We start from the raw sequence: 19,837 nt of genomic DNA, 5'->3' as shown, positions 1-19,837 counted from the left end.
TTTTGCCTGGTGACAATAGAGACGTGGAACCACCTGATCCCTTACCGAACTCAGTCGTGAAACGCGTCATCGCCGATGGTAGTGTGGGGTTTCCCCATGTGAGAGTAGGTCATTGCCAGGCACCTAATAAACAAAGAACCCCAGTACCGAAAGGTCCTGGGGTTTTTTGTTTATCAGGCGGCGGTGCCGCCTGTCACTACCTCGCCGCAGGCCATGTGAAAGCCCATGCACCGAAGGTGCGGGGATTAGGCGCCAACGGCGTCGCGAAGCGATTACGAACAGCGTTCGTAACCTATTGTAGGTCATTCACTCGAACAGCGTTCGTAACCTATTGTAGGTCATTTCGAACTTCGTACAGGATCTCTGCCAAATCCATCGCGGCCTTTGCAAGACCGCTCCAACGTTTTAACAGAATCTCTGCCAACGGATAGAGCGGATGACAGGCTGAAAGCCAGTCACCGTAGCTTCGTAGTGAGTTAAGCACACCAGTGACAGGCTGAAGACCTGTCACCGTAGTTCCGTAGCGAGTTAAGCACACCAGTGACAGGCTTTAGCCTGTCACCTGCTCTCCAATCACGCTCCCAACCTTCGCAGCCTTTGCAAGACCGCTCCAACGTCTCAACTTTCTCCCCCTACCATGCCCATTTAATGCTATATTTACTCTCATCTAATCAACGCGTTTTGGAGTGGTATAGCGTGTATTCTGAAGAAGACATTCGTCGTCTTACTTGGCAGTCTCGTCGTGGTATGTGGGAACTGGATCTGCTGTTTGTTCCGTTCATGGAGAATCATTTTCGGGACCAATCAGTTGAGGATCAAGATCGCTTTGTGAAGCTTCTTGATTGTGAGGATCAGGAGCTTTTTCTCTGGTTCATGCAGCGTGAAAAGCCGGCTGACCCAGATATGGAGAGGGCGGTCACTGTGGTGTTGGATTGTGTTCGCGCCAGTAAGGTTTGATCTTATTGAATCTAAAGCCAAACGTCTGTTTACGTTTGGCTTTTTTGTTTTAGTCGGTTTAACACCTTTACTCACCGGTGCATCGACTGCGGTGTATCTTCTGTTACTTACCTTCTCACTATGGGTCTATCGTGCTTTGGCTCCATTTGAGCGCTTTACCGGCTTTGTTTGGAATGCCGATAAAGATAGGTTTTGCCTGTTTATAGATGAGAAGATGTTAGTGACAGCTCCACCTGTTCAAATTATAAACTTAAGGTTTGTTCTCTTTATTAAAGTACAACCATTAGAGCGTGCATTACCCGTTTGGATTTGTGTCTGGTTTGACCAATTACCAGAGAGTGGGTGGCGGCGCTTATCGGTTATTTCTCAATACGCGCCTATTGCTGCTAAGCGTTAACGCCCCAGAAGTAGTTTTCCGGCACCAGAACGGTGTCATAAAGATCAGGTGACTGTTCTGGGTAGTCGAGCGTGTAGTGAAGGCCACGTGATTCAGTGCGTTTCATAGCACAGCGGATAATTAATTCCGAGACGGTCACTAGATTACGAAGCTCGATCAGATACTTACTCACTTTATAGTTGCTGTAGTACTCATTGATCTCATCGTTCAATAGATCGATACGGTGCTGTGCTCGCTGTAGGCGTTTATCAGTACGTACAATACCCACGTAGTCCCACATAAAACGGCGCAGTTCATCCCAGTTGTGCGAGATTATGACATCTTCGTCTGAGTTAACTACCTGTGAGTCATCCCAGTTAGGGACTTCTGGGAAGGCTTCTCCACTCTCTTGTAGCAGTGATGCCACCTGTTCAGCCGCGGATTTACCGTACACGATACACTCAAGTAGAGAGTTTGACGCTAATCGGTTTGCGCCATGAAGGCCTGTAAACGCGGTCTCACCAATGGCAAAGAGTCCTTTGATATCGGTCTGGCCATTTATGTCGGTCATGACACCGCCACAGGTGTAGTGTGCAGCTGGTACTACGGGTATCGGTTCCTTAGTAATGTCGATCCCAAGTTCTAAACAGCGCTCATAAATGGTTGGGAAGTGCTCTTTAATGAAATCTGCGGGTTTGTGAGAAATATCCAAGTGAACATATTCACAACCAACACGTTTCATCTCAAAGTCGATGGCGCGGGCGACGATATCGCGTGGTGCCAGTTCGGCTCTCTCATCGAAACGGTGCATGAAACGGGTGCCGTTAGGTAGTTTCAGAATACCGCCTTCGCCACGGATCGCTTCGGTGACCAAAAAGCTCTGTGCCTTAGGGTGATAAAGGTAGGTAGGGTGAAACTGATTAAACTCTAGGTTTGCAACTCGGCAGCCTGCTCGCCAAGCCATTGCAATACCATCGCCGGATGCGACGCCGTTCGGGTTGGTGTTATAGAGGTAAGCCTTAGAGGCACCGCCAGTTGCTAATATGACGGTTCGAGCAAGAAACAGATCAACGCTCTCTGTCTCTTGGTTGTAGACATAGGCACCTACACACGCATCTTCACCTAAGCCTAATTTACGACGGGTGATCAGGTCGATCGCAATTCGATCTTCAAACAGCTCAATGTTGCTGGCCGACCTTGCTTGGCTGATTAGAGTTTGTTGAATCGCTTTGCCTGTTGCATCGGCCGAGTGAAGTACACGGCGATGTGAGTGGCCGCCTTCTCGTGTTAAATGATACTGCTCTTCCTGTCGTGTGAAAGGTACACCCTGATCAATTAGCCATTGAATGCCTTTGGGGCCATCTTTTACGGTGTGTTGAACAGAGTCTAAGTGTCCAAGGTTGGCACCAGCAACCAGGGTGTCGTTGATGTGGTTTTCGGTTTGATCTTTTGGATCAAAAACACCGGCAATTCCACCCTGTGCCCACCAGGTAGCACCATGCTCTAATTTACCCTTGCTCAAGACGTGTGCCTTCAGGTTAGACGGTAAATTTAGTGCGGCTGTTAAACCGGCTGCGCCACTGCCAATGATCAGTACATCTGCTTCAAATCGTGCCATCTGTTTTGACTTATTGAGACCGTAAAAAAGAGCTCTATTATGCGAGTGTGTTTAGCTCTTGGTAAGGGGTTTGTAAAAAAACTTCAATAATTGGGGAACTTTTCGACATTTTTTGAATCTTAGTCTGTGTAAGAGATTGATCGGCTTGATATTAGGTTGGTGTAACAATCATACTGTCATCCTCCGAAGCCCTTTGGCATTGACTAGGATAGAGAGTGAACGATACCAACCACAAGATAACCGATCAGATGCTTGTTGAGCGTGTACAGGCAGGTGATCAGCGTGCGTTTGATCTGCTCGTGAAGCGTTATCAGCATAAGATTATTGCACTGGTAGGGCGTTACATTCACGATCAATCAGAGTCGTTGGATGTTGCACAAGAGACGTTCATTAAGGCTTATAAGGCTCTTAAGAACTTTAGAGGTGAAAGTGCCTTTTACACTTGGCTGTATCGTATAGCCATTAACACTGCGAAGAACTATTTAGTCGCAAGAAGTAAAAGACCGCCTGATAGAGATTTAGATTTTCAAGATCTAGAGAGCGACACAGAGCTTAGAGATCTTGAAACACCAGAAAATAGTTTGCATCGAGATGAGATGTTCGAGGTGATGACCCGAACGCTCGAGCAACTTCCTGAAGAGCTTCGAGTGGCGTTAACACTGAGAGAGCTTGAAGGGATGAGCTACGATGAGATCTCCGAAGTAATGGGGTGTCCAATTGGCACCGTCAGATCAAGGATCCATCGAGCTCGTGAAGCGATTGATAATGAGTTGAAACCAATGCTCTCTAACTAGAGCAAATGAGGATCAAATATGTCGAGCAATAGAGAAAGTCTTTCTGCATTGATGGACTCGGAGGCAACTGAATTTGAGTTGCGTCGTGCTCTTAAACATTACGACGAGAACAGTGAAGACGCTCAAGTATGGCGTCGTTACCACCTCGCTCGAACCTTGATGCGTGAACAGAGCATCAACTCTACTGTTGATATCTCCTCTCAAGTCATGGCCTCTATTTCAGAAGAGCAATCAACTCAGGTTGAAGAGACAAAAACCTCTAGTTGGAGTGCGGTAGGTAGTATGGCTATTGCTGCATCCCTTACCCTAGCTGTCATGATTGGTTTGAACAGCGCTCAGCTGGGTGAGCCGAGCGCATTGGCATCCAGTGGCTACCTAGAGCGTAATCAAGGTTCTTCAGATCTTATGCGCACATCCCTTGCTTCAGGCGTTGAAGCGGTGCAAGAGAGTAAACCAACTCTCGAAGTGATTCGTCTATCTGAAGGTCTTCGCGGTCAGATCGATGAGCATATTGCACTGTTAAACAGCACTGGGACTGACTGGCAGGTTAACTGGCTACCCGATGGTTTTGCTGAAGTATCAGAACGAGTGACTGGTAACAGTCAATCTAAGCTCTACAAAAAGGGTGATCAGGTGCTAAGTGTGGTGATTAAACCGGCTGAAGCAGTCTCTGCATCGGAAGGCGCCTTAAGCGCACAAGGTTTGGTGGCTGTCGGTCGTTTAGTTGATGATCGTTTTGTCTCGGTAGTGGGTGATTTGTCACTGACGGATGCTGATAAAGTGGCTGCAAGCGTGGTGGTCGCTAGCAATTAATTCATGATCGAAGAGCGTGCGACGGTTCTCCGTTCTGAGGCCGATCAGGTTTGGGTAGAGGTGAGTCGCCAAAGTGCTTGTGCATCCTGTGCAAGCTCATCGACTTGTGGCCAGAAACGCCTCAGCGATTGGTTCCCAACCAAACGCGTTGAAGTTCTAATCGATAACCCCAGTCGACTTATTGTATCGCCAGGCCAAGAGGTTTGGGTTGGATTGGAAGAGGGTGCCTTGGTAGGTGCCTCTGTTACCGTCTACCTTATACCGCTGGTCGGTATGATCCTTCTGCCAATTTTGGCGAGATTTTTAAACTTTTCAGAATTTTTTCAGATAGTTGGCGCTATCCTTGGATTCATAGTCGGCTTGTTCATTGGCCGTAATATGGGTTTAAGAGGCGTAGCATCAGGGCAGTATCAGCCACGTTTGCTTCGCTAAGGTTTTTACCTAAGGAGTAAATATGACCTTTCTTCGATCAATTACCTTCGTAGCGGGTATCGCTATTTCATCCTTGGCGATGGCCAAGCAGTTACCCGATTTCACGGATTTAGTGAAATCGCTGTCGCCATCGGTCGTCAATATAAGCACGATTCAAGAACAGAAACAGAGTTCTCGTTCGGCTATGCCCCACAACTTCAACGACCAGGAAGTGCCAGAGATCTTCCGCGACTTCTTCAGGGGTTTTCAGCAGCCACCTGGGCAGCAGCCTCGTATGCATCCACAATCGCTGGGCTCGGGCTTTATTATTTCGGATGATGGCTACATTTTGACCAATCACCATGTGATCGATAAAGCTGAGAAAGTTCTGGTTAGACTGAATGATCGACGCGAAATTGAGGCAGAGATTATTGGTTCTGATCAACGTTCAGATGTGGCGCTACTCAAGGTCGATGCTAAAGATCTACCGGCACTGGAGATCGGTAGCTCTTCTGAGCTTGAAGTGGGTGAGTGGGTACTGGCTATTGGCAGTCCTTTTGGTTTTGACTCAACCGTCACTGCCGGTATTGTCAGCGCTAAGGAGAGAGCCCTTCCAGGTGACTCTTATGTTCCTTTTATTCAAACCGATGTGGCGATCAACCCAGGCAACTCCGGAGGCCCGCTATTCAATCTAGATGGCGAAGTGGTCGGTATCAACTCGCAGATATATACCCGCTCAGGTGGCTTCATGGGGGTCTCTTTCTCCATTCCCATCGATGTGGCTATGGAGGTTGCCAATCAGCTTAAAGAGAAGGGTAGCGTCTCTCGAGGTTGGTTGGGTGTGATTATTCAAGAGGTTACACGTGACCTTGCTGAATCATTCGGCTTAGATAAACCATCAGGTGCGCTGGTTGCACAGGTGTTAAGTGATAGTCCTGCTGAAGAGGCAGGGTTTGAAGCGGGTGATGTCATCGTTAAATTTAATGGCCGTGAGATCGGTTTGTCAGCCGAGCTACCTGCTCAGGTTGGTCGTATTGCACCGGGCGAAACAGCGGATGTCGAGGTGTTCCGTTCAGGTAGATCAGTCAACTTGAAAGTGACGATTGGTGAGCTTCCCTCAAATGAAGAGTTAGCCGCTAACCGAGCACAACCTGAGCCTAAAGAGAGAAAGTCTCTGGGCTTGGTGGTTCAAGATATGACGTCTGAAATCAAAGAGCGTACCGGTGTTGATGCAGGGGTCTATGTTGAATCAGTTGGACAAGGTCCTGCGGCCAATGCCGGCGTACGTCAGGGTGATGTGATCACTATGCTAGCCGGTCAGTCAATTAGCTCAGTGGAGCAACTGGCCGATATAGTGGCCGACTTGCCAGATGACAAAGCGGTGCCACTTCGAGTGATTCGTGGCGGTAATCCAGTCTTTTTAGCAATGCGTCTCGAGTGAACCTAGTGGATCGTTGAAAAGATCCTCTGCAGGGGCCTTAATGGCCCCTGTTTTCTATCTATAGGGCATGAATTCGAGTAGAATTGTGCGCTAAATTTTCTTTGTCGTTCCAAGAGTATAGGTTTTACACAGAGTGAGTGAACTAGATCACATTCGTAACTTCAGTATCATTGCACACATCGACCACGGTAAGTCGACGTTAGCCGATCGCATTATTCAAATTTGTGGCGGTCTGTCTGATCGTGAAATGGCTGAACAGGTCCTCGATTCAATGGATATCGAGCGCGAACGTGGCATCACCATCAAAGCTCAAAGTGTCACCTTGGACTACAAAGCGCGCAACGGTGAAACTTACCAGTTGAACTTCATCGATACGCCGGGACACGTCGACTTCTCTTATGAAGTTTCACGCTCACTCTATGCATGTGAAGGTGCACTTCTTGTTGTCGATGCCGCGCAAGGTGTTGAAGCGCAGTCGGTAGCCAACTGTTACACCGCGATAGAGCAGGGCCTTGAGGTTCTACCTGTCTTGAACAAAATGGATCTACCTCAGGCTGAACCCGAAGTGGTTCGTCAGGAGATTGAAGAGGTGATCGGTATCGACGCTTCAGCTGCGGTCCCTTGTTCAGCTAAAACGGGTATGGGCGTTGAAGATGTTCTAGAGGCGCTGATCGATGTAATCCCACCACCACAAGGTGACCGCGAAGCACCACTTCAAGCCCTAATTATCGACTCCTGGTTTGATAACTACCTAGGGGTCGTCTCACTGGTTCGTGTGACTCAAGGAACCTTGCGTCGTAAAGATCGCATCATGGTTAAATCGACTGGCATGAACTACCAGGCTGAGATGGTCGGTATCTTTACACCAAAACAGGTGAAAACTGACATCTTACAAGCAGGTGAAGTAGGCTTCGTTGTTGCCGGCATCAAAGATATTCACGGTGCACCGGTGGGTGATACCTTGACGCATCAAAAGACACCTGATGTTGATGCACTGCCAGGTTTCCAAAAAGTTCAACCACAGGTTTATGCCGGTCTATTCCCAACGAGTTCTGATGACTATGAAGACTTCCGTGAAGCGCTCGACAAGCTAACGCTTAATGATGCCTCTCTCTTCTTCGAGCCTGAAACATCGGATGCACTTGGCTTTGGTTTCCGTTGTGGCTTCTTGGGTATGCTTCACATGGAGATCATCCAAGAGCGTCTTGAGCGCGAATACGATCTCGATCTGATTACAACAGCCCCAACGGTTGTCTACGAAGTGGAGATGAACAACGGCGATATCATCTACATTGACAGCCCATCGAAACTGCCAGACCCAGGCGGCATTCGTGAGATGCGTGAGCCGATCGTGACAGCGAATATCCTTGTGCCTCAGGACTACCTTGGCCAAGTCATTGGCTTGTGTGTGGAGAAGCGCGGTATTCAGAAGAACATGCAGTTTGTTGGTAAGCAGGTTCAGTTAAGTTATGAACTGCCAATGGCCGAAGTGGTATTGGACTTCTTTGACCGTTTGAAATCGGTATCACGTGGATACGCTTCCCTTGAGTACAACTTCACCCGTTTCGAGGCCGCTAAGCTGGTTCGAATGGATATTCTCATTAACGGTGAGAAAGTGGATGCTTTGGCCGTTATCCTTCACCGCGATAACTCAATGTACCGCGGCCGTCTGCTCTGTGAAAAGATGAAAGACCTTATTCCACGTCAGATGTTCGATGTCGCTATTCAAGCGGCTCTGGGTGGTAAGATCATTGCTCGTACAACGGTTAAAGCTCTGCGCAAGAACGTTTTAGCAAAATGTTACGGTGGTGACGTGAGCCGTAAGAAGAAACTGCTCGCTAAGCAGAAAGAGGGTAAGAAGCGCATGAAGCAGGTGGGTCGAGTTGAGATCCCGCAAGATGCATTCCTAGCCGTACTGAAGGTAGACAGCTGAGGCTAATATGAACTTAGATTTTGCACTGATTCTGGTCGTAGTTACATTAGTTACAGGCCTGCTATGGTTATTGGATATCGCCTTTTTTGCGCCCTCTAGAAAACGCCAAGAGTCGCAAATGGTGGAAGAGGGTTTCGAAGAACCTAAGGTTAATAAACCCTACTGGGCTGAACTCTCTAGCTCTATCTTTCCGGTATTAGCGGCTGTTTTGATTCTTCGTTCATTTCTATACGAACCCTTTCAAATCCCTTCAGGTTCGATGCTGCCGACGCTGAAAGTTGGTGACTTCATTTTGGTGAATAAATACCACTACGGTCTTCGTACACCGGTTGGAAACATCAAGTTTGTTGATAATAACGAGCCGCAACGTGGCGACGTTATGGTATTTAAATACCCTCAAAACCCAAGCGTGTACTATATTAAACGTGTGATAGGTCTTCCGGGTGACGAGATTGTTTACAAAGATAAGATGCTCTTTGTGAACGGTGAGCCGCAGAATCAAACGTTGATTGCTCAAATACCAGCGATCAACCCCAAGCGTCTTCAAGTTGAAGAGCAGCTAGGCGATGTTGCGCACGAGATCTATCGCGATGTAAATGCACGTGTAATGAATGGTGGCTGGCGTGTGCCAGAGGGTCACTACTTTATGATGGGCGATAACCGCGATAACAGTAATGACAGCCGTTATTGGGGTTTTGTTCCTGATGAATTGATCGTCGGTAAAGCGGTGAGTGTTTGGATGCATTGGGCTCAACTATTGAGCATTCCAGATTTCACGGCGATGCGATCCATTCAGTAAATAATACTGAGGTTGAGTATGGATAAGCACATTCGACAAAAGGGCATCAGTACACTATCGATACTGTTACTGCTTATTGTTGGCTCAGTTGGCTTTAGCCTTGGGTTTAAACTGCTAGCGCCTTACTCAACCCATACAACCGTGGTCAGCATTATTGAAGATATTATTGCTGACCCGGCTGAACTCTCAAAAAGTCGCGCCGAGATTCGTCGTGATATCGAGCGTCGATTTACGATTAATCAAGTAGCTCTGCCTGGACGTGACGCTTTGCAGATCACTCAGGATACTGGTGAACTGATATTCACGCTGGACTATGAAGAGCGCGTCCCACTGTACGGCAACATTGATGCTGTCGTTGTTTTTAAAGATGAATTTAAAGCGATAAAACCTTGATACGACCTGTCTCAGAGTTGGCTAGAAAGCTTGGCCACACCTACCAAGATGAATCCCTGCTTGAATTGGCGTTAACGCACCGAAGCTGTGGTAAGCGCAACAATGAACGCCTGGAATTTTTGGGCGATTCAATCCTAAACTTTGTCATAGCTAATGCGCTGTTTGAGCAGTTTGAACAGGCTAAAGAGGGTGAAATGAGCCGTCTTAGAGCAAAGTTGGTGAAAGGTGAAACTCTTGCAGAGATCGGTCGTGAGCTAGGTTTGGGTGATTATCTTCGCCTTGGTTCGGGTGAGTTAAAGAGTGGTGGTTTCCGTCGCGACTCAATTTTGGCTGATGCGGTAGAGGCGATCATTGGTTCCATTCACTTGGACAGTGATTTTGAGACGTCTAAACAGTTCATCTTAGGGTTGTTCAAAGAGCGTTTAGCAGCGATCGATCTTAAAAAGTCAGTCAAAGACTCTAAAACGCGCCTTCAAGAGTTTATGCAGTCACGACGTAAGCCGCTACCTGATTACCAACTGGATAAAGTCGTTGGTGAGGCGCATGATCAGACCTTCTATATCTCTTGTCAGGTTCAACTGTTGGATCAAAGCTGCAAGGGTGTTGGATCCAGCCGCCGCCAGGCAGAACAAGAAGCCGCTCGTGCTGCACTGATTGCACTAGGGCAGGAGTAATCATGGAAGCGAATACACGCTGTGGCTATGTTGCTATTGTTGGCCGACCGAATGTGGGTAAGAGCACACTGCTCAACCATATCCTTGGTCAAAAGCTGAGCATCACCTCAAAAAAACCTCAAACGACTCGTCATCAGATTCTTGGTATTAAAACCGAAGAGGATCTGCAGGTTATCTACGTTGATACACCCGGGCTACACAACGACGCTACAGGTAAAGCACTGAACCGTTACATGAACAAAGCCGCCTCTGAGGCGCTGCGTCATGTCGATCTAGTCGTCTTTATTGTCGATCGTACCGCTTGGACCGAAGAGGATGAGATCGTACTCTCTAAGTTGGAGAAGCTTCGTTGCCCAGTCATATTGGCGGTTAATAAAGTGGATCTACTCAAGGATAAAGAGTCGCTTCTCCCTTGGATCGAAACGCTCAATAGCAAACGCCATTTTGATCAGATCGTGCCTATCTCTGCTCACAAAGGGCATAACGTCGATCAACTAGAGCGTGCCGTTGAATCCTACATGCCGGAAGGGATGCACTTCTACCCTGAAGATCAGATCACCGACCGTAGCTCCCGTTTTGTCGCGGCAGAGCTTGTGCGTGAAAAACTGATGCGTAATCTAGGGGATGAAGTCCCTTACGGAACCACGGTTGAGATCGAAGAGTTTACTCAAGATGAACGTGGTCTGTTGACCATCAGTGCACTGATTCTTGTTGAGCGAGAGGGGCAAAAACGTATTGTTATCGGTGATAAGGGTGAGCGAATTAAAGTGATCGGTCGTGACGCTCGCATCGATATGGAACGCATGTTTGATGCCAAGGTCATGCTGAACCTTTGGGTTAAAGTGAAACGCGGCTGGGCAGACAACGAACGTGCCCTAGCAAGCCTTGGATATCATCACGACTAAATGAACAGTCGCACTGAACAGGTCGCAGCGTTTGTTCTTCACTCGCGTCCCTATCGTGAAACCAGTGCACTTGTCGATCTATTTACACTCGAGTATGGCAAAGTATCAGTAGTTGCTCGAGGTGTGCGCAGGCCAGGCTCAAAGTTACGCCATACGCTTCAACCCTTTACAGTATTGGCCGTTCGATTTTCAGGCCAGTCAGAGCTTAAAACGCTTCATCAAGCCGAATTGGCAGAACTACTCCCCACTTTGACTGGCAAAGCGTTAATGTGTGGCTTGTACGCCAATGAACTACTGGAGCGTTTGCTTCAACCCTTAGAGGCGACACCTAAGTTATTCCTCAATTACAAAGTGCTGCTTAATGATCTGCTTCAATCTCAAGATCACGAGGTGAGTTTACGGCTATTTGAGCAGGCGCTACTGAAGGAGTTAGGGAGTTGGAGCGATCTGTCAGGCTGTCATCAGCCGTACTACCGTTATGATGTTGTGCAGGGGATAAGTGCGGTAGATGAGGTTGCCTCGGCGCATTTCACAGGTGATCAGCTTCGTTCCATTGAACAAGGTGAGTATACTGATCCCAGCGTTAAGAAAGCGGCAAAGTATTTAATGAGAGAGCTCTTAAAAGAGCAGTTAGGTGACAAGCCGTTGCGATCAAGAGAGTTGTTTCAACCGAGATCTAAAGAGAGAAAAGGAGAGAGTGAGTGATCCAGCCAAATCGTATTTTATTAGGTGTGAACATCGATCACATTGCGACTCTTCGTCAAGCTCGTGGTACTCAATACCCAGACCCTGTCTATGCAGCGTCTATTGCTGAGCACGCTGGCGCCGATGGTATTACGGTGCACCTTCGTGAGGACCGTCGCCACATTCAAGATCGTGACATTCGTCTATTGGCGCAAACGCTTCAGACTCGTATGAATTTTGAGATGGCGGTTACTGATGAAATGGTCAGTTTTGCTGAAGAGATCAAACCTGCACACGCCTGTTTAGTGCCAGAGAAACGCGAAGAGTTAACGACTGAAGGCGGTCTGGATGTACTTGGTCATGAAATTCACATTCAGTCGGCGTGTCAGCGCTTGGCGAGAGCCGGAGTCGAAGTCTCACTCTTTATCGATCCTGATCAGGCACAAATTGATGCGGCTAAACGTGTGGGAGCTCCAGTGATTGAACTGCATACTGGTGCTTACGCTGAGGCAGAAGGCCAAGAGCAGTTAGACGAGCTTGAACGACTTAAAGAGGCAGCAACCTATGCTCACTCAATAGGTCTGGTGGTCAACGCTGGTCATGGTCTGCACTACCATAACGTAGAGCCGATTGCAGAAATTCCAGAGTTCAATGAGCTAAACATTGGTCATGCGATCATCGCCCGTTCACTCTTTGTCGGCTTGGATCAAGCGGTTCGTGAAATGCGTGATCTGATGCTTAATGCCAGAGCGATGGCCAGTTAAATGCTTGTTGGAACCGGTGTCGATATTCTTGAAATCTCTAGAGTGGAGCGCGCACTTGAGCGAACTCCCGGTTTTGCTGAGAGAATATTGACCCCCACTGAGTTGGAAGCGTTCAACCAATCTAGCCAACCCGCGCGTTTTTTAGCTAAACGCTTTGCAGCGAAGGAAGCGGCCGTTAAAGCCTTGGGTACAGGTATAGCTAAAGGCGTTAGCTGGCAGCACCTCGAGGTGGTTAAGAACAGTGCAGGTCGCCCTGATCTGTTGGTGACTGACAAAGCTCTAGAACACGCCGAGGTGCTTGGCATTACCCGGTGGTTTTTAAGCTACAGTGATGAGCAGCACTATGTGGTTGCTCAAGTAATCGCTCAGGCTTAATTCACCATTTCGATGGTGGAATTCCCCTGATATAATCGAATAATAAAATCAATTCTTATAACGGATTAGAGATGAGCTCAACTCAATACCCTACTATCGCTGAGCTGGTTGGCAATACACCGCTAGTCAGACTGCAACGTATCGAAGCGCCAAATAACAACACCATTCTCTGTAAATTAGAGGGTAATAACCCTGCGGGCTCCGTTAAGGATCGTCCTGCCTTGAGTATGATCACTCTAGCCGAAGAGCGAGGCGAGATCGCACCAGGTGATACATTGATCGAGGCGACTTCTGGCAATACCGGTATCGCGTTGGCGATGGCCGCTGCAATCAAGGGGTATACGCTTAAACTGATCATGCCGAATAACATGAGCGAAGAGCGTAAATCGGCTATGAGTGCTTATGGTGCAGAGTTGATTGAGGTGACAAAAGAGGAGGGCATGGAAGGTGCTCGAGACTTGGCCGAGGCAATGCAAGCGCGTGGTGAAGGCAAGGTTCTAAATCAGTTTGGTAACTTAGATAATCCTGAAGCGCACTACCGCACAACAGGGCCTGAAATCTGGCAACAAACCTCAGGAACTATCACACACTTTGTCAGCTCTATGGGAACTACAGGTACCATCATGGGGACCTCGCGCTACCTTAAAGAGCAGAATCCAAGCGTTCAAATTGTTGGTCTTCAACCCTCTGAAGGGTCTCAAATCCCTGGCATACGTCGTTGGCCAAAAGAGTATCTACCAACGATATTCGAAGAGAGTCGTGTCGATCGTGTATTGGATGTTGATCAGGCGGATGCTGAAGTCATGATGCGTCGTTTAGCGACCGAAGAGGGTATTTTCTGTGGTGTTTCGTCAGGTGGTTCCGTTGCTGGCGCGCTAAGATTGGCTCAAGAGGTTGAAAATGCAGTAATCGTCGCCATTATTTGTGATAGAGGCGATCGTTATCTTTCGACAGGTGTCTTCTCTAAGTCATCCTAGGTTAAGCCCCGTCGTTCTTATATTGACGCCGTTTTTATGAGTTTGAGCTAGGGTATCAGCTCGCTACTCGCAATACAGGAGTAGCCTACATTGGTTAAGGTTCGTGACGATCAACCGGTCCGTGAAGATGGATCCGTTGATCTGGATCGTTGGTTAGAGATTCTATCTAACCGTTATACATTCGAAGATGAAGCGCGTTTCCGTCAGGCATGCGAATTAGTTGAAGCCTCCTTGAATGAAGAGAGCTCAACTCATGATGTCTGGTCACTGGGGCAAAACGCCTATCTTACTGGTCTGGAGATGGTCCAGATTCTCGTTGACCTGCAGCAGACAGAAGAGGCTCTGGTAGCCGGTGTGCTTTACCGTGCAGTGCGAGAAGAGCGACTATCAATCGATCGCGTTAAGGCTAAATTCGGTGCTGAAATCGCTCGTCTTCTGCGCGGTGTCTTGCAGATGGCTGCAATTGGCAGTCGCAAAAATCCACGTGATGAAGAGGGCGTGTTAGGCACTGGCGGCAGTCAGGTCGACAACGTTCGTAAGATGCTGGTCGCCATGGTGGACGATGTTCGCGTTGCACTCATCAAACTGGCTGAGCGGACCTGCGCGATTCGTGCAGTAAAAGATGCGGATCGACGTAAACGCTACATCGTTGCACGTGAAGTGTTCGATATTTACGCCCCATTAGCGCATCGGTTGGGTATCGGCCACATCAAATGGGAATTAGAAGATCTCTCATTTCGATATCTAAAACCTAATGATTACAAACACATAGCAAAGCTACTTGCTGAAAAGCGTCTTGCGCGTCAAGAGTACATCGACAGTGTCATTAAGCTGCTCGAAGAGAAACTTGTAGAGGTAGGTATTGATGGTCAGGTTTCTGGCCGCGCTAAACACATCTACAGTATCTGGCGAAAGATGCAGCGTAAGAATATCGAATTCAATCAGGTTTACGATGTCCGTGCCCTGCGTATATTGGTGCCAGAAATTCGTGATTGTTACACCGTGCTGGGCATAGTTCATGGCGCATGGCGAAATATCCCGCACGAATTTGATGACTACATCGCATCACCAAAACCCAACGGTTATCGTTCACTGCATACCGCGGTATTCGGTCCTGAATCACAGGCAGTAGAGATTCAGATTCGCACCTTTGACATGCATGAAGAGGCTGAGCTAGGTGTCTGTGCTCACCACCTCTACAAAGGGACAGATACAGCGAGTCGCGCCGATGGCTATGAAGAGAAGATCTCTTGGTTACGCCAGGTTCTCGAGTGGCATGACGAACTGGGCGATACTGAATCATTGGGTGATATTCTCCACTCCGATGTGACCCAGGATCGTGTCTATGTATTCACGCCAGAAGGGCACGTCATTGATCTTCCTGCTGGCGCTACCCCAGTTGATTTTGCTTACCGTGTGCACACGGAAATCGGTCACCGCTGTCGAGGTGCACGTGTCTCGGGTCGTATTGTTCCGCTCAACCGCGCGCTGCAGACTGGTGATCAAGTTGAGATCATGACAGGCCCAGAAGAGCGCCCAAGTCGTGATTGGCTCAACACCAACCTAGGTTATGTAAAAACCTCTAAGGGTAGAGCTAAGATTGCTCATTGGTTTAAGACTCAGGCTCGTGATCAAAATGTGGATGCGGGTAAAGAGATGATTCAGCGTGAGTTTAAGCGATTGGCATTAGACGCCACTGAGGTAGACCTATCGGATATCGCACAACGTCTTAAGTTCCTTTCCAATGAGAACATGTTTGCGGCACTCGGTGCTGGCGATCTAAGAATCTCGCAAGTGATCTCAGCTGCACAAGCGCGTGAAGAGCAGGCCGAACGTGAATCACAATTGGATCTGGATGTTCCTGCTTCGTCACCAAAACAGAGTAGGTCGAGTGACTCTGGTGTCCATGTTGTTGGCGTCGGCAGCTTGATGACTCAATTTGCTAGTTGTTGTAAGCCGATTCACGGCGATGCCATTGCTGGATTCGTGACACAGGGCCGCGGCGTCTCGATCCACCGTGAAGATTGTAAAGAGCTACAACACCTGCGCGAGGTGGAGCCCAGTAAAATTGTTCAAGTGGCTTGGGAAGAGGAGGCTGAAGCCACCTACCCAGTCGATATTGTCATAGAGGCCTTTGACCGATCAGGACTGTTGCGCGATGTTATGACCATCTTAGCGAACGAGCGAATCAATATATTGTCGGCTAACACACTGACGGATAAGAGTAGCAACGAAGCGAATTTGGCGCTGACCCTAGAGATCGGTCGACTCGATAAGCTTGGCAAGGTGATGGATAAGATCAATCAAATTCCGAATGTCAGTGACGTTCGCCGTGAACGCTCAGGGGTTCATTAATGAGTGATCGCTATACCCTGGATGACCTCATCTACCTGATGGAGCGTTTGCGTGACCCAAAAGCCGGTTGTCCATGGGATTTGGAACAGACCTTTGCTTCAATCGTGCCTCATACCCTCGAAGAGGCTTATGAAGTCGCTGATACCATCGAACGACAGGATTGGCCTCATCTAAAAGATGAGTTGGGCGATCTACTGTTTCAGGTCATCTTCTATTCGCAACTGGGTAAAGAACAATCCCTATTTGATCTTCATGAAGTGGTTGATCAACTCTGCAGTAAGCTGCTGCGTCGCCACCCTCACGTCTTTCCAACAGGTCAGTTACGTGACAGTGCAGAGTCGATCGAAATAGATCAGCAAACTGTGAATGCACAGTGGGAGCGGATCAAAGAGCAGGAGCGCGAAAGCAAAGATCGCGCCCGTGTTTTAGATGAGGTACCAACGACACTGCCGGCTATGAGTCGTGCCGTAAAGCTAACCAAGCGTGCCTCTAAGGTAGGGTTTGATTGGGATGATGCTACCGGCGTGCTGGATAAGATTGAAGAGGAGATCCAAGAGCTCCGCGAAGCGATGCAGCAAGGTGATTTGGATGCGGTTCGCGAAGAGTTAGGCGACCTACTATTTGTTAACGCCAACCTTGCACGAAAATTATCAGTCGATCCCGAGCAGGCTGTTCGTAATACCAACCTTAAATTTGAACGTCGCTTCAACCATGTCGAGGATAGGGTGCTAGCCAGTGGTAAGGATTGGAGAGAGTTTACGCTTGAAGAGCTAGACGCTTGGTGGGATGAAGCCAAAAAGATCGAGAAATCTAAAAAATAGGTTTGATAGAGTCTTTGGCACTATTCGCTTAAAGCCTAATAGTGATTCAGTTCTCAAGCTCTATACAGCCATGCTAATATGCGTGGCTTGCTCGGGATAAGTGATTCCCTTGAGCGCACTTTAAACAGCTTTATAAAGTGCTAAAGGTGACACCGCACGGCTATGGTCGAATTGTGTAATAGCCACACCTAAATTAATGTCAGCGGTAAGAATTTTAATGCTGCGCCCAGGCGCAGCGTATTTTTTTAAGGAGAAAATTAATGCGAATGATACTTCTCGGTGCACCAGGTGCCGGTAAGGGTACTCAGGCTCAGTACATCACTGAGAAATACGGTATCCCACAGATCTCTACTGGGGACATGCTACGTGCAGCCGTAAAAGCGGGTACGCCTCTAGGTGTTGAAGCCAAGAAGGTTATGGACGCAGGTGGTCTGGTATCAGACGACATCATCATCGGCCTAGTTAAAGAGCGCATTGCAGAATCAGATTGTGCTAACGGTTTCCTATTCGACGGCTTCCCGCGCACTATTCCTCAAGCAGATGCTCTGAAAGAAGCTGGCGTTGCTCTAGATGCAGTCGTTGAAATTGACGTCGCAGATGAAGAGATCATCAAGCGTATGTCGGGTCGTCGTGTACACCCTGGTTCAGGTCGTACTTATCACGTCGTATTTAACCCACCTAAAACAGAGGGTAAAGATGACGTAACAGGTGAAGACCTTGTACAGCGTGAAGATGACCAAGAAGAGACAGTTCGCGCTCGCCTAAACGTTTACCATGATCAGACTAAACCTCTGATCGGTTACTACCGCGGCTGGGCAGATGAAGATGCTGCAACTGCACCAAAATACGTATACGTAGAGGGTGTGGGTAGCGTTGACCAGATCCGTGATCGGGTATTCGAGGGCCTGGCTTGATATCAAAGCTAAGGTAAATTAAACCGCACTTACTTAGTGCGGTTTTTTATGCTCTTAAGGGTTTAAATACTGACACGGATTCAACTCGCTAGTGCAACGGGTTGATTGATTCTGCGATACTTATTAAGTTCAGTGGGGAGTTTGTGCCGTTAAGAGACAAAAAAGGAGAGCATTAAACTCTCCTTTTTTTATTTGCTAGCCTCTTCGACCTAGTTTCGAATCAGGTGATCGAAGGCTGATAGTGAGGCTGTAGCTCCGGCACCCATCGAGATGATGATCTGTTTGTAAGGCACGGTGGTTGCATCACCCGCTGCGAAGACGCCCGGTACGTTGGTAGCACCGCGATCATCAATCTGGATCTCACCAAATTTGGTTAGCTCAACGGCACTCTCTTTTAACCACTCAGTATTTGGCACTAAGCCGATCTGAACAAATACACCTTCTAGCTCAACGCTGTGTGATTTGCCAGAGGTGCGGTCGGTATAGATCAAGCCGTTAACCTTACCATTCGCTCCAGTGATCTCTGTGGTTTGCGCGTTCTTGATAATGGTGACATTAGAGAGCGAGTTTGCTTTGTCTTGCAACACTTGGTCGGCACGGAGTGTGTCACCAAACTCTAAAACGGTTACTTCACTGACCACACCGGCAAGATCGATCGCGGCTTCGATGCCTGAGTTGCCACCACCAATCACCGCTACACGTTTACCTTTAAACAGTGGGCCATCACAGTGAGGACAGTAGGCAACGCCTTTGCCTTTGTATTCCGCTTCTCCTGGAACACCCATCTCACGCCAGCGTGCACCCGTCGCCATAATAATGGTTTTCGACTGTAGGTTTGCACCGCTCTCTAAGTTCAGTTGATGCAGGCCATCGGCTTCAGAGAGACCCGCTGCGCGTTGCGCTGTAATGATATCTACGTTGTACTCTTTAACGTGCTGTTCCATGTTAGAGACCAGTTTTGGTCCCTCTGTGTAGGGAACTGAGATTAGGTTCTCAATGCCCATGGTGTCTTGAACCTGACCACCAAATCGCTCGGCGACTAAACCGGTGCGAATCCCTTTGCGAGCTGCATAGATAGCAGCGGCTGCACCTGCAGGACCGCCACCTACAACGAGTACATCGTATGGGTCGCGTTCCGATAGCGCTTCTGCTTCGCGCTCAGCACCGGCAGTATCAAGCTTCGCTAGAATCTCTTTGAGCTCAGTACGCCCTTGGGTAAATAGTTCACCGTTCAGGAATACAGCGGGTACGGCCATCACCTCACGCTCTTCTACTTCAGATTGGTAGAGTGCGCCATCGATCATCGTGCTGGTGATGTTTGGATTTAGGCGTGCCATCAGGTTTAGAGCTTGCACCAAATCCGGACAGTTTTGACAAGAGAGCGAGATGTAAGTTTCAAAATGGAACTCACCCTCAAGGCTCTTAATCTGACTCTGAACCTCTTCAGGCTCTTTGCTTGGGTGTCCACCGGCTTGAAGAAGAGCAAGAATCAGAGTTGTAAATTCGTGACCCATTGGAATACCGGAGAACACAACACGTGGTTCAGCATCGGCTTCACCAAGAATGGCCATGCTTGGCACTCGGTGATGATCCCAATCAGTTAGCGTAATTTTGTCGCTACGCTCAGCGAGCGTTGTCGCGAGCTCTCTAAGTTCGTTACCTTTTGCTGAGTCGTCAGCAGCTAACTTAAGCTCAATCGGTTGTTTGATGTAGCTAAGGTACTGGTCCAACTGTTGGACAATATTTGGCTCTAGCATGATGACCTCATGAATAAAAAATAACTAAGCTTTAGAGAGAAACGAGGCTGCGAGTGCAGCCTCGGGAAAGGACTTA

21 protein-coding genes and 1 rRNA gene are annotated in these 19,837 nt (G+C 48.3%); 19 read left to right on the top strand and 3 right to left on the bottom strand.

Translation table 11 applies throughout. The annotated features are described in order from the left end of the window. Positions 1-5 precede the first annotated feature (5 nt). A 5S ribosomal RNA gene (gene rrf, locus XMG48_RS11035) occupies positions 6-121 on the top strand. A 207-nt stretch (positions 122-328) separates the two neighbouring features. Here rrf and XMG48_RS11030 read toward each other — a convergent pair. After that, entirely contained in the window at positions 329-511 is a 183-nt protein-coding gene (locus XMG48_RS11030) for a hypothetical protein (RefSeq protein WP_173482131.1), read from the bottom strand. Positions 512-696: 185 nt separating this feature from the next. Between XMG48_RS11030 and XMG48_RS11025 the strand changes: the two genes are divergently transcribed. Together XMG48_RS11025 and XMG48_RS11020 are read left to right on the top strand one after the other, a co-directional pair. Beyond that, the gene (locus XMG48_RS11025) at positions 697-957 is read left to right on the top strand and encodes a succinate dehydrogenase assembly factor 2 (RefSeq protein WP_173482130.1); all 261 of its coding nucleotides are present in this window, start codon (positions 697-699) and stop codon (positions 955-957) included. Beyond that, positions 935-1,354: a hypothetical protein gene (locus tag XMG48_RS11020; RefSeq protein WP_173482129.1), complete on the top strand. Its 420-nt coding sequence runs from the start codon at positions 935-937 to the stop codon at positions 1,352-1,354. Before XMG48_RS11025 ends, XMG48_RS11020 begins: the two co-directional genes overlap by 23 nt. Here the strand turns inward: XMG48_RS11020 and nadB are convergent. After that, positions 1,344-2,951, bottom strand: coding sequence for an L-aspartate oxidase (gene nadB, locus XMG48_RS11015; RefSeq protein ID WP_173482128.1), 1,608 nt, complete (start codon positions 2,949-2,951; stop codon positions 1,344-1,346). The genes XMG48_RS11020 and nadB overlap by 11 nt on opposite strands. A gap of 215 nt (positions 2,952-3,166) precedes the next feature. Between nadB and rpoE the strand changes: the two genes are divergently transcribed. From rpoE to adk, 16 genes are all read left to right on the top strand, one after another. Beyond that, complete coding sequence (rpoE, locus tag XMG48_RS11010; protein ID WP_371731473.1) at positions 3,167-3,745, top strand: RNA polymerase sigma factor RpoE; 579 nt, start codon at positions 3,167-3,169, stop codon at positions 3,743-3,745. 18 nt (positions 3,746-3,763) lie between these two features. Further along, the gene (locus XMG48_RS11005) at positions 3,764-4,558 is read left to right on the top strand and encodes a MucB/RseB C-terminal domain-containing protein (protein ID WP_173482127.1); all 795 of its coding nucleotides are present in this window, start codon (positions 3,764-3,766) and stop codon (positions 4,556-4,558) included. 3 nt (positions 4,559-4,561) lie between these two features. After that, positions 4,562-4,990, top strand: a complete 429-nt coding sequence (locus XMG48_RS11000) for a SoxR reducing system RseC family protein (protein WP_173482126.1) — start codon at positions 4,562-4,564, stop codon at positions 4,988-4,990. 22 nt (positions 4,991-5,012) lie between these two features. Then, complete coding sequence (locus XMG48_RS10995) at positions 5,013-6,410, top strand: DegQ family serine endoprotease (protein ID WP_173482125.1); 1,398 nt, start codon at positions 5,013-5,015, stop codon at positions 6,408-6,410. Between the two features lie 133 nt (positions 6,411-6,543). After that, positions 6,544-8,343 (top strand): translation elongation factor 4, encoded by a 1,800-nt coding sequence (gene lepA, locus XMG48_RS10990; protein WP_173482124.1) that lies wholly within the window; start codon positions 6,544-6,546, stop codon positions 8,341-8,343. Positions 8,344-8,350: 7 nt separating this feature from the next. Continuing rightward, positions 8,351-9,142 carry a signal peptidase I gene (gene lepB, locus XMG48_RS10985; RefSeq protein WP_173482123.1) on the top strand — a complete coding sequence of 264 codons (792 nt, stop codon included), beginning with the start codon at positions 8,351-8,353 and terminating at the stop codon, positions 9,140-9,142. An 18-nt stretch (positions 9,143-9,160) separates the two neighbouring features. After that, positions 9,161-9,535, top strand: coding sequence for a DUF4845 domain-containing protein (locus XMG48_RS10980; RefSeq protein ID WP_173482122.1), 375 nt, complete (start codon positions 9,161-9,163; stop codon positions 9,533-9,535). Continuing rightward, positions 9,532-10,209, top strand: a complete 678-nt coding sequence (gene rnc / locus XMG48_RS10975) for a ribonuclease III (protein ID WP_173482121.1) — start codon at positions 9,532-9,534, stop codon at positions 10,207-10,209. Before XMG48_RS10980 ends, rnc begins: the two co-directional genes overlap by 4 nt. Positions 10,210-10,211: 2 nt before the next feature. Beyond that, on the top strand, positions 10,212-11,114 hold the full coding sequence (gene era, locus XMG48_RS10970) for a GTPase Era (RefSeq protein ID WP_173482120.1): 903 nt from the start codon (positions 10,212-10,214) through the stop codon (positions 11,112-11,114). Then, the gene (gene recO / locus XMG48_RS10965; protein ID WP_173482119.1) at positions 11,115-11,819 is read left to right on the top strand and encodes a DNA repair protein RecO; all 705 of its coding nucleotides are present in this window, start codon (positions 11,115-11,117) and stop codon (positions 11,817-11,819) included. It begins immediately after the preceding gene. Then, complete coding sequence (gene pdxJ, locus XMG48_RS10960) at positions 11,819-12,562, top strand: pyridoxine 5'-phosphate synthase (RefSeq protein WP_371731474.1); 744 nt, start codon at positions 11,819-11,821, stop codon at positions 12,560-12,562. The genes recO and pdxJ overlap by 1 nt, the downstream gene beginning before the upstream one ends. After that, on the top strand, positions 12,563-12,937 hold the full coding sequence (gene acpS / locus XMG48_RS10955; RefSeq protein ID WP_173482117.1) for a holo-ACP synthase: 375 nt from the start codon (positions 12,563-12,565) through the stop codon (positions 12,935-12,937). A 71-nt stretch (positions 12,938-13,008) separates the two neighbouring features. Continuing rightward, positions 13,009-13,914, top strand: a complete 906-nt coding sequence (gene cysM, locus XMG48_RS10950) for a cysteine synthase CysM (RefSeq protein WP_173482116.1) — start codon at positions 13,009-13,011, stop codon at positions 13,912-13,914. A gap of 90 nt (positions 13,915-14,004) precedes the next feature. Further along, positions 14,005-16,269 carry a GTP diphosphokinase gene (gene relA / locus XMG48_RS10945; RefSeq protein ID WP_173482115.1) on the top strand — a complete coding sequence of 755 codons (2,265 nt, stop codon included), beginning with the start codon at positions 14,005-14,007 and terminating at the stop codon, positions 16,267-16,269. Beyond that, on the top strand, positions 16,269-17,090 hold the full coding sequence (mazG, locus tag XMG48_RS10940; RefSeq protein ID WP_173482114.1) for a nucleoside triphosphate pyrophosphohydrolase: 822 nt from the start codon (positions 16,269-16,271) through the stop codon (positions 17,088-17,090). Before relA ends, mazG begins: the two co-directional genes overlap by 1 nt. Before the next feature lie 260 nt (positions 17,091-17,350). Next, the gene (gene adk / locus XMG48_RS10935) at positions 17,351-18,004 is read left to right on the top strand and encodes an adenylate kinase (RefSeq protein WP_173482113.1); all 654 of its coding nucleotides are present in this window, start codon (positions 17,351-17,353) and stop codon (positions 18,002-18,004) included. 209 nt (positions 18,005-18,213) lie between these two features. On the opposite strand, the gene ahpF is transcribed toward adk, so the two are convergent. Continuing rightward, entirely contained in the window at positions 18,214-19,761 is a 1,548-nt protein-coding gene (ahpF, locus tag XMG48_RS10930) for an alkyl hydroperoxide reductase subunit F (RefSeq protein WP_173482112.1), read from the bottom strand. Positions 19,762-19,837 lie beyond the last annotated feature (76 nt).

It is taken from the genome of Marinobacterium sp. xm-g-48, assembly GCF_013282925.1.
Lineage (GTDB): Bacteria > Pseudomonadota > Gammaproteobacteria > Pseudomonadales > Balneatricaceae > Marinobacterium_E.
Note: the sequence above shows the minus strand (reverse complement) of the source record. Positions and strands in the feature narration are given on the sequence as shown.

Excerpts from the sequence above, each read along its gene's own strand:
- nadB (WP_173482128.1), bottom strand. The coding sequence starts at position 2,951 with ATGGCACGATTTGAAGCAGATGTACTGATCATTGGCAGTGGCGCAGCC.
- XMG48_RS11005 (WP_173482127.1), top strand. The coding sequence starts at position 3,764 with ATGTCGAGCAATAGAGAAAGTCTTTCTGCATTGATGGACTCGGAGGCA.
- XMG48_RS11000 (WP_173482126.1), top strand. The coding sequence starts at position 4,562 with ATGATCGAAGAGCGTGCGACGGTTCTCCGTTCTGAGGCCGATCAGGTT.
- XMG48_RS10995 (WP_173482125.1), top strand. The coding sequence starts at position 5,013 with ATGACCTTTCTTCGATCAATTACCTTCGTAGCGGGTATCGCTATTTCA.
- lepB (WP_173482123.1), top strand. The coding sequence starts at position 8,351 with ATGAACTTAGATTTTGCACTGATTCTGGTCGTAGTTACATTAGTTACA.
- XMG48_RS10980 (WP_173482122.1), top strand. The coding sequence starts at position 9,161 with ATGGATAAGCACATTCGACAAAAGGGCATCAGTACACTATCGATACTG.
- era (WP_173482120.1), top strand. The coding sequence starts at position 10,212 with ATGGAAGCGAATACACGCTGTGGCTATGTTGCTATTGTTGGCCGACCG.
- recO (WP_173482119.1), top strand. The coding sequence starts at position 11,115 with ATGAACAGTCGCACTGAACAGGTCGCAGCGTTTGTTCTTCACTCGCGT.
- acpS (WP_173482117.1), top strand. The coding sequence starts at position 12,563 with ATGCTTGTTGGAACCGGTGTCGATATTCTTGAAATCTCTAGAGTGGAG.
- cysM (WP_173482116.1), top strand. The coding sequence starts at position 13,009 with ATGAGCTCAACTCAATACCCTACTATCGCTGAGCTGGTTGGCAATACA.
- mazG (WP_173482114.1), top strand. The coding sequence starts at position 16,269 with ATGAGTGATCGCTATACCCTGGATGACCTCATCTACCTGATGGAGCGT.
- adk (WP_173482113.1), top strand. The coding sequence starts at position 17,351 with ATGCGAATGATACTTCTCGGTGCACCAGGTGCCGGTAAGGGTACTCAG.
- ahpF (WP_173482112.1), bottom strand. The coding sequence starts at position 19,761 with ATGCTAGAGCCAAATATTGTCCAACAGTTGGACCAGTACCTTAGCTAC.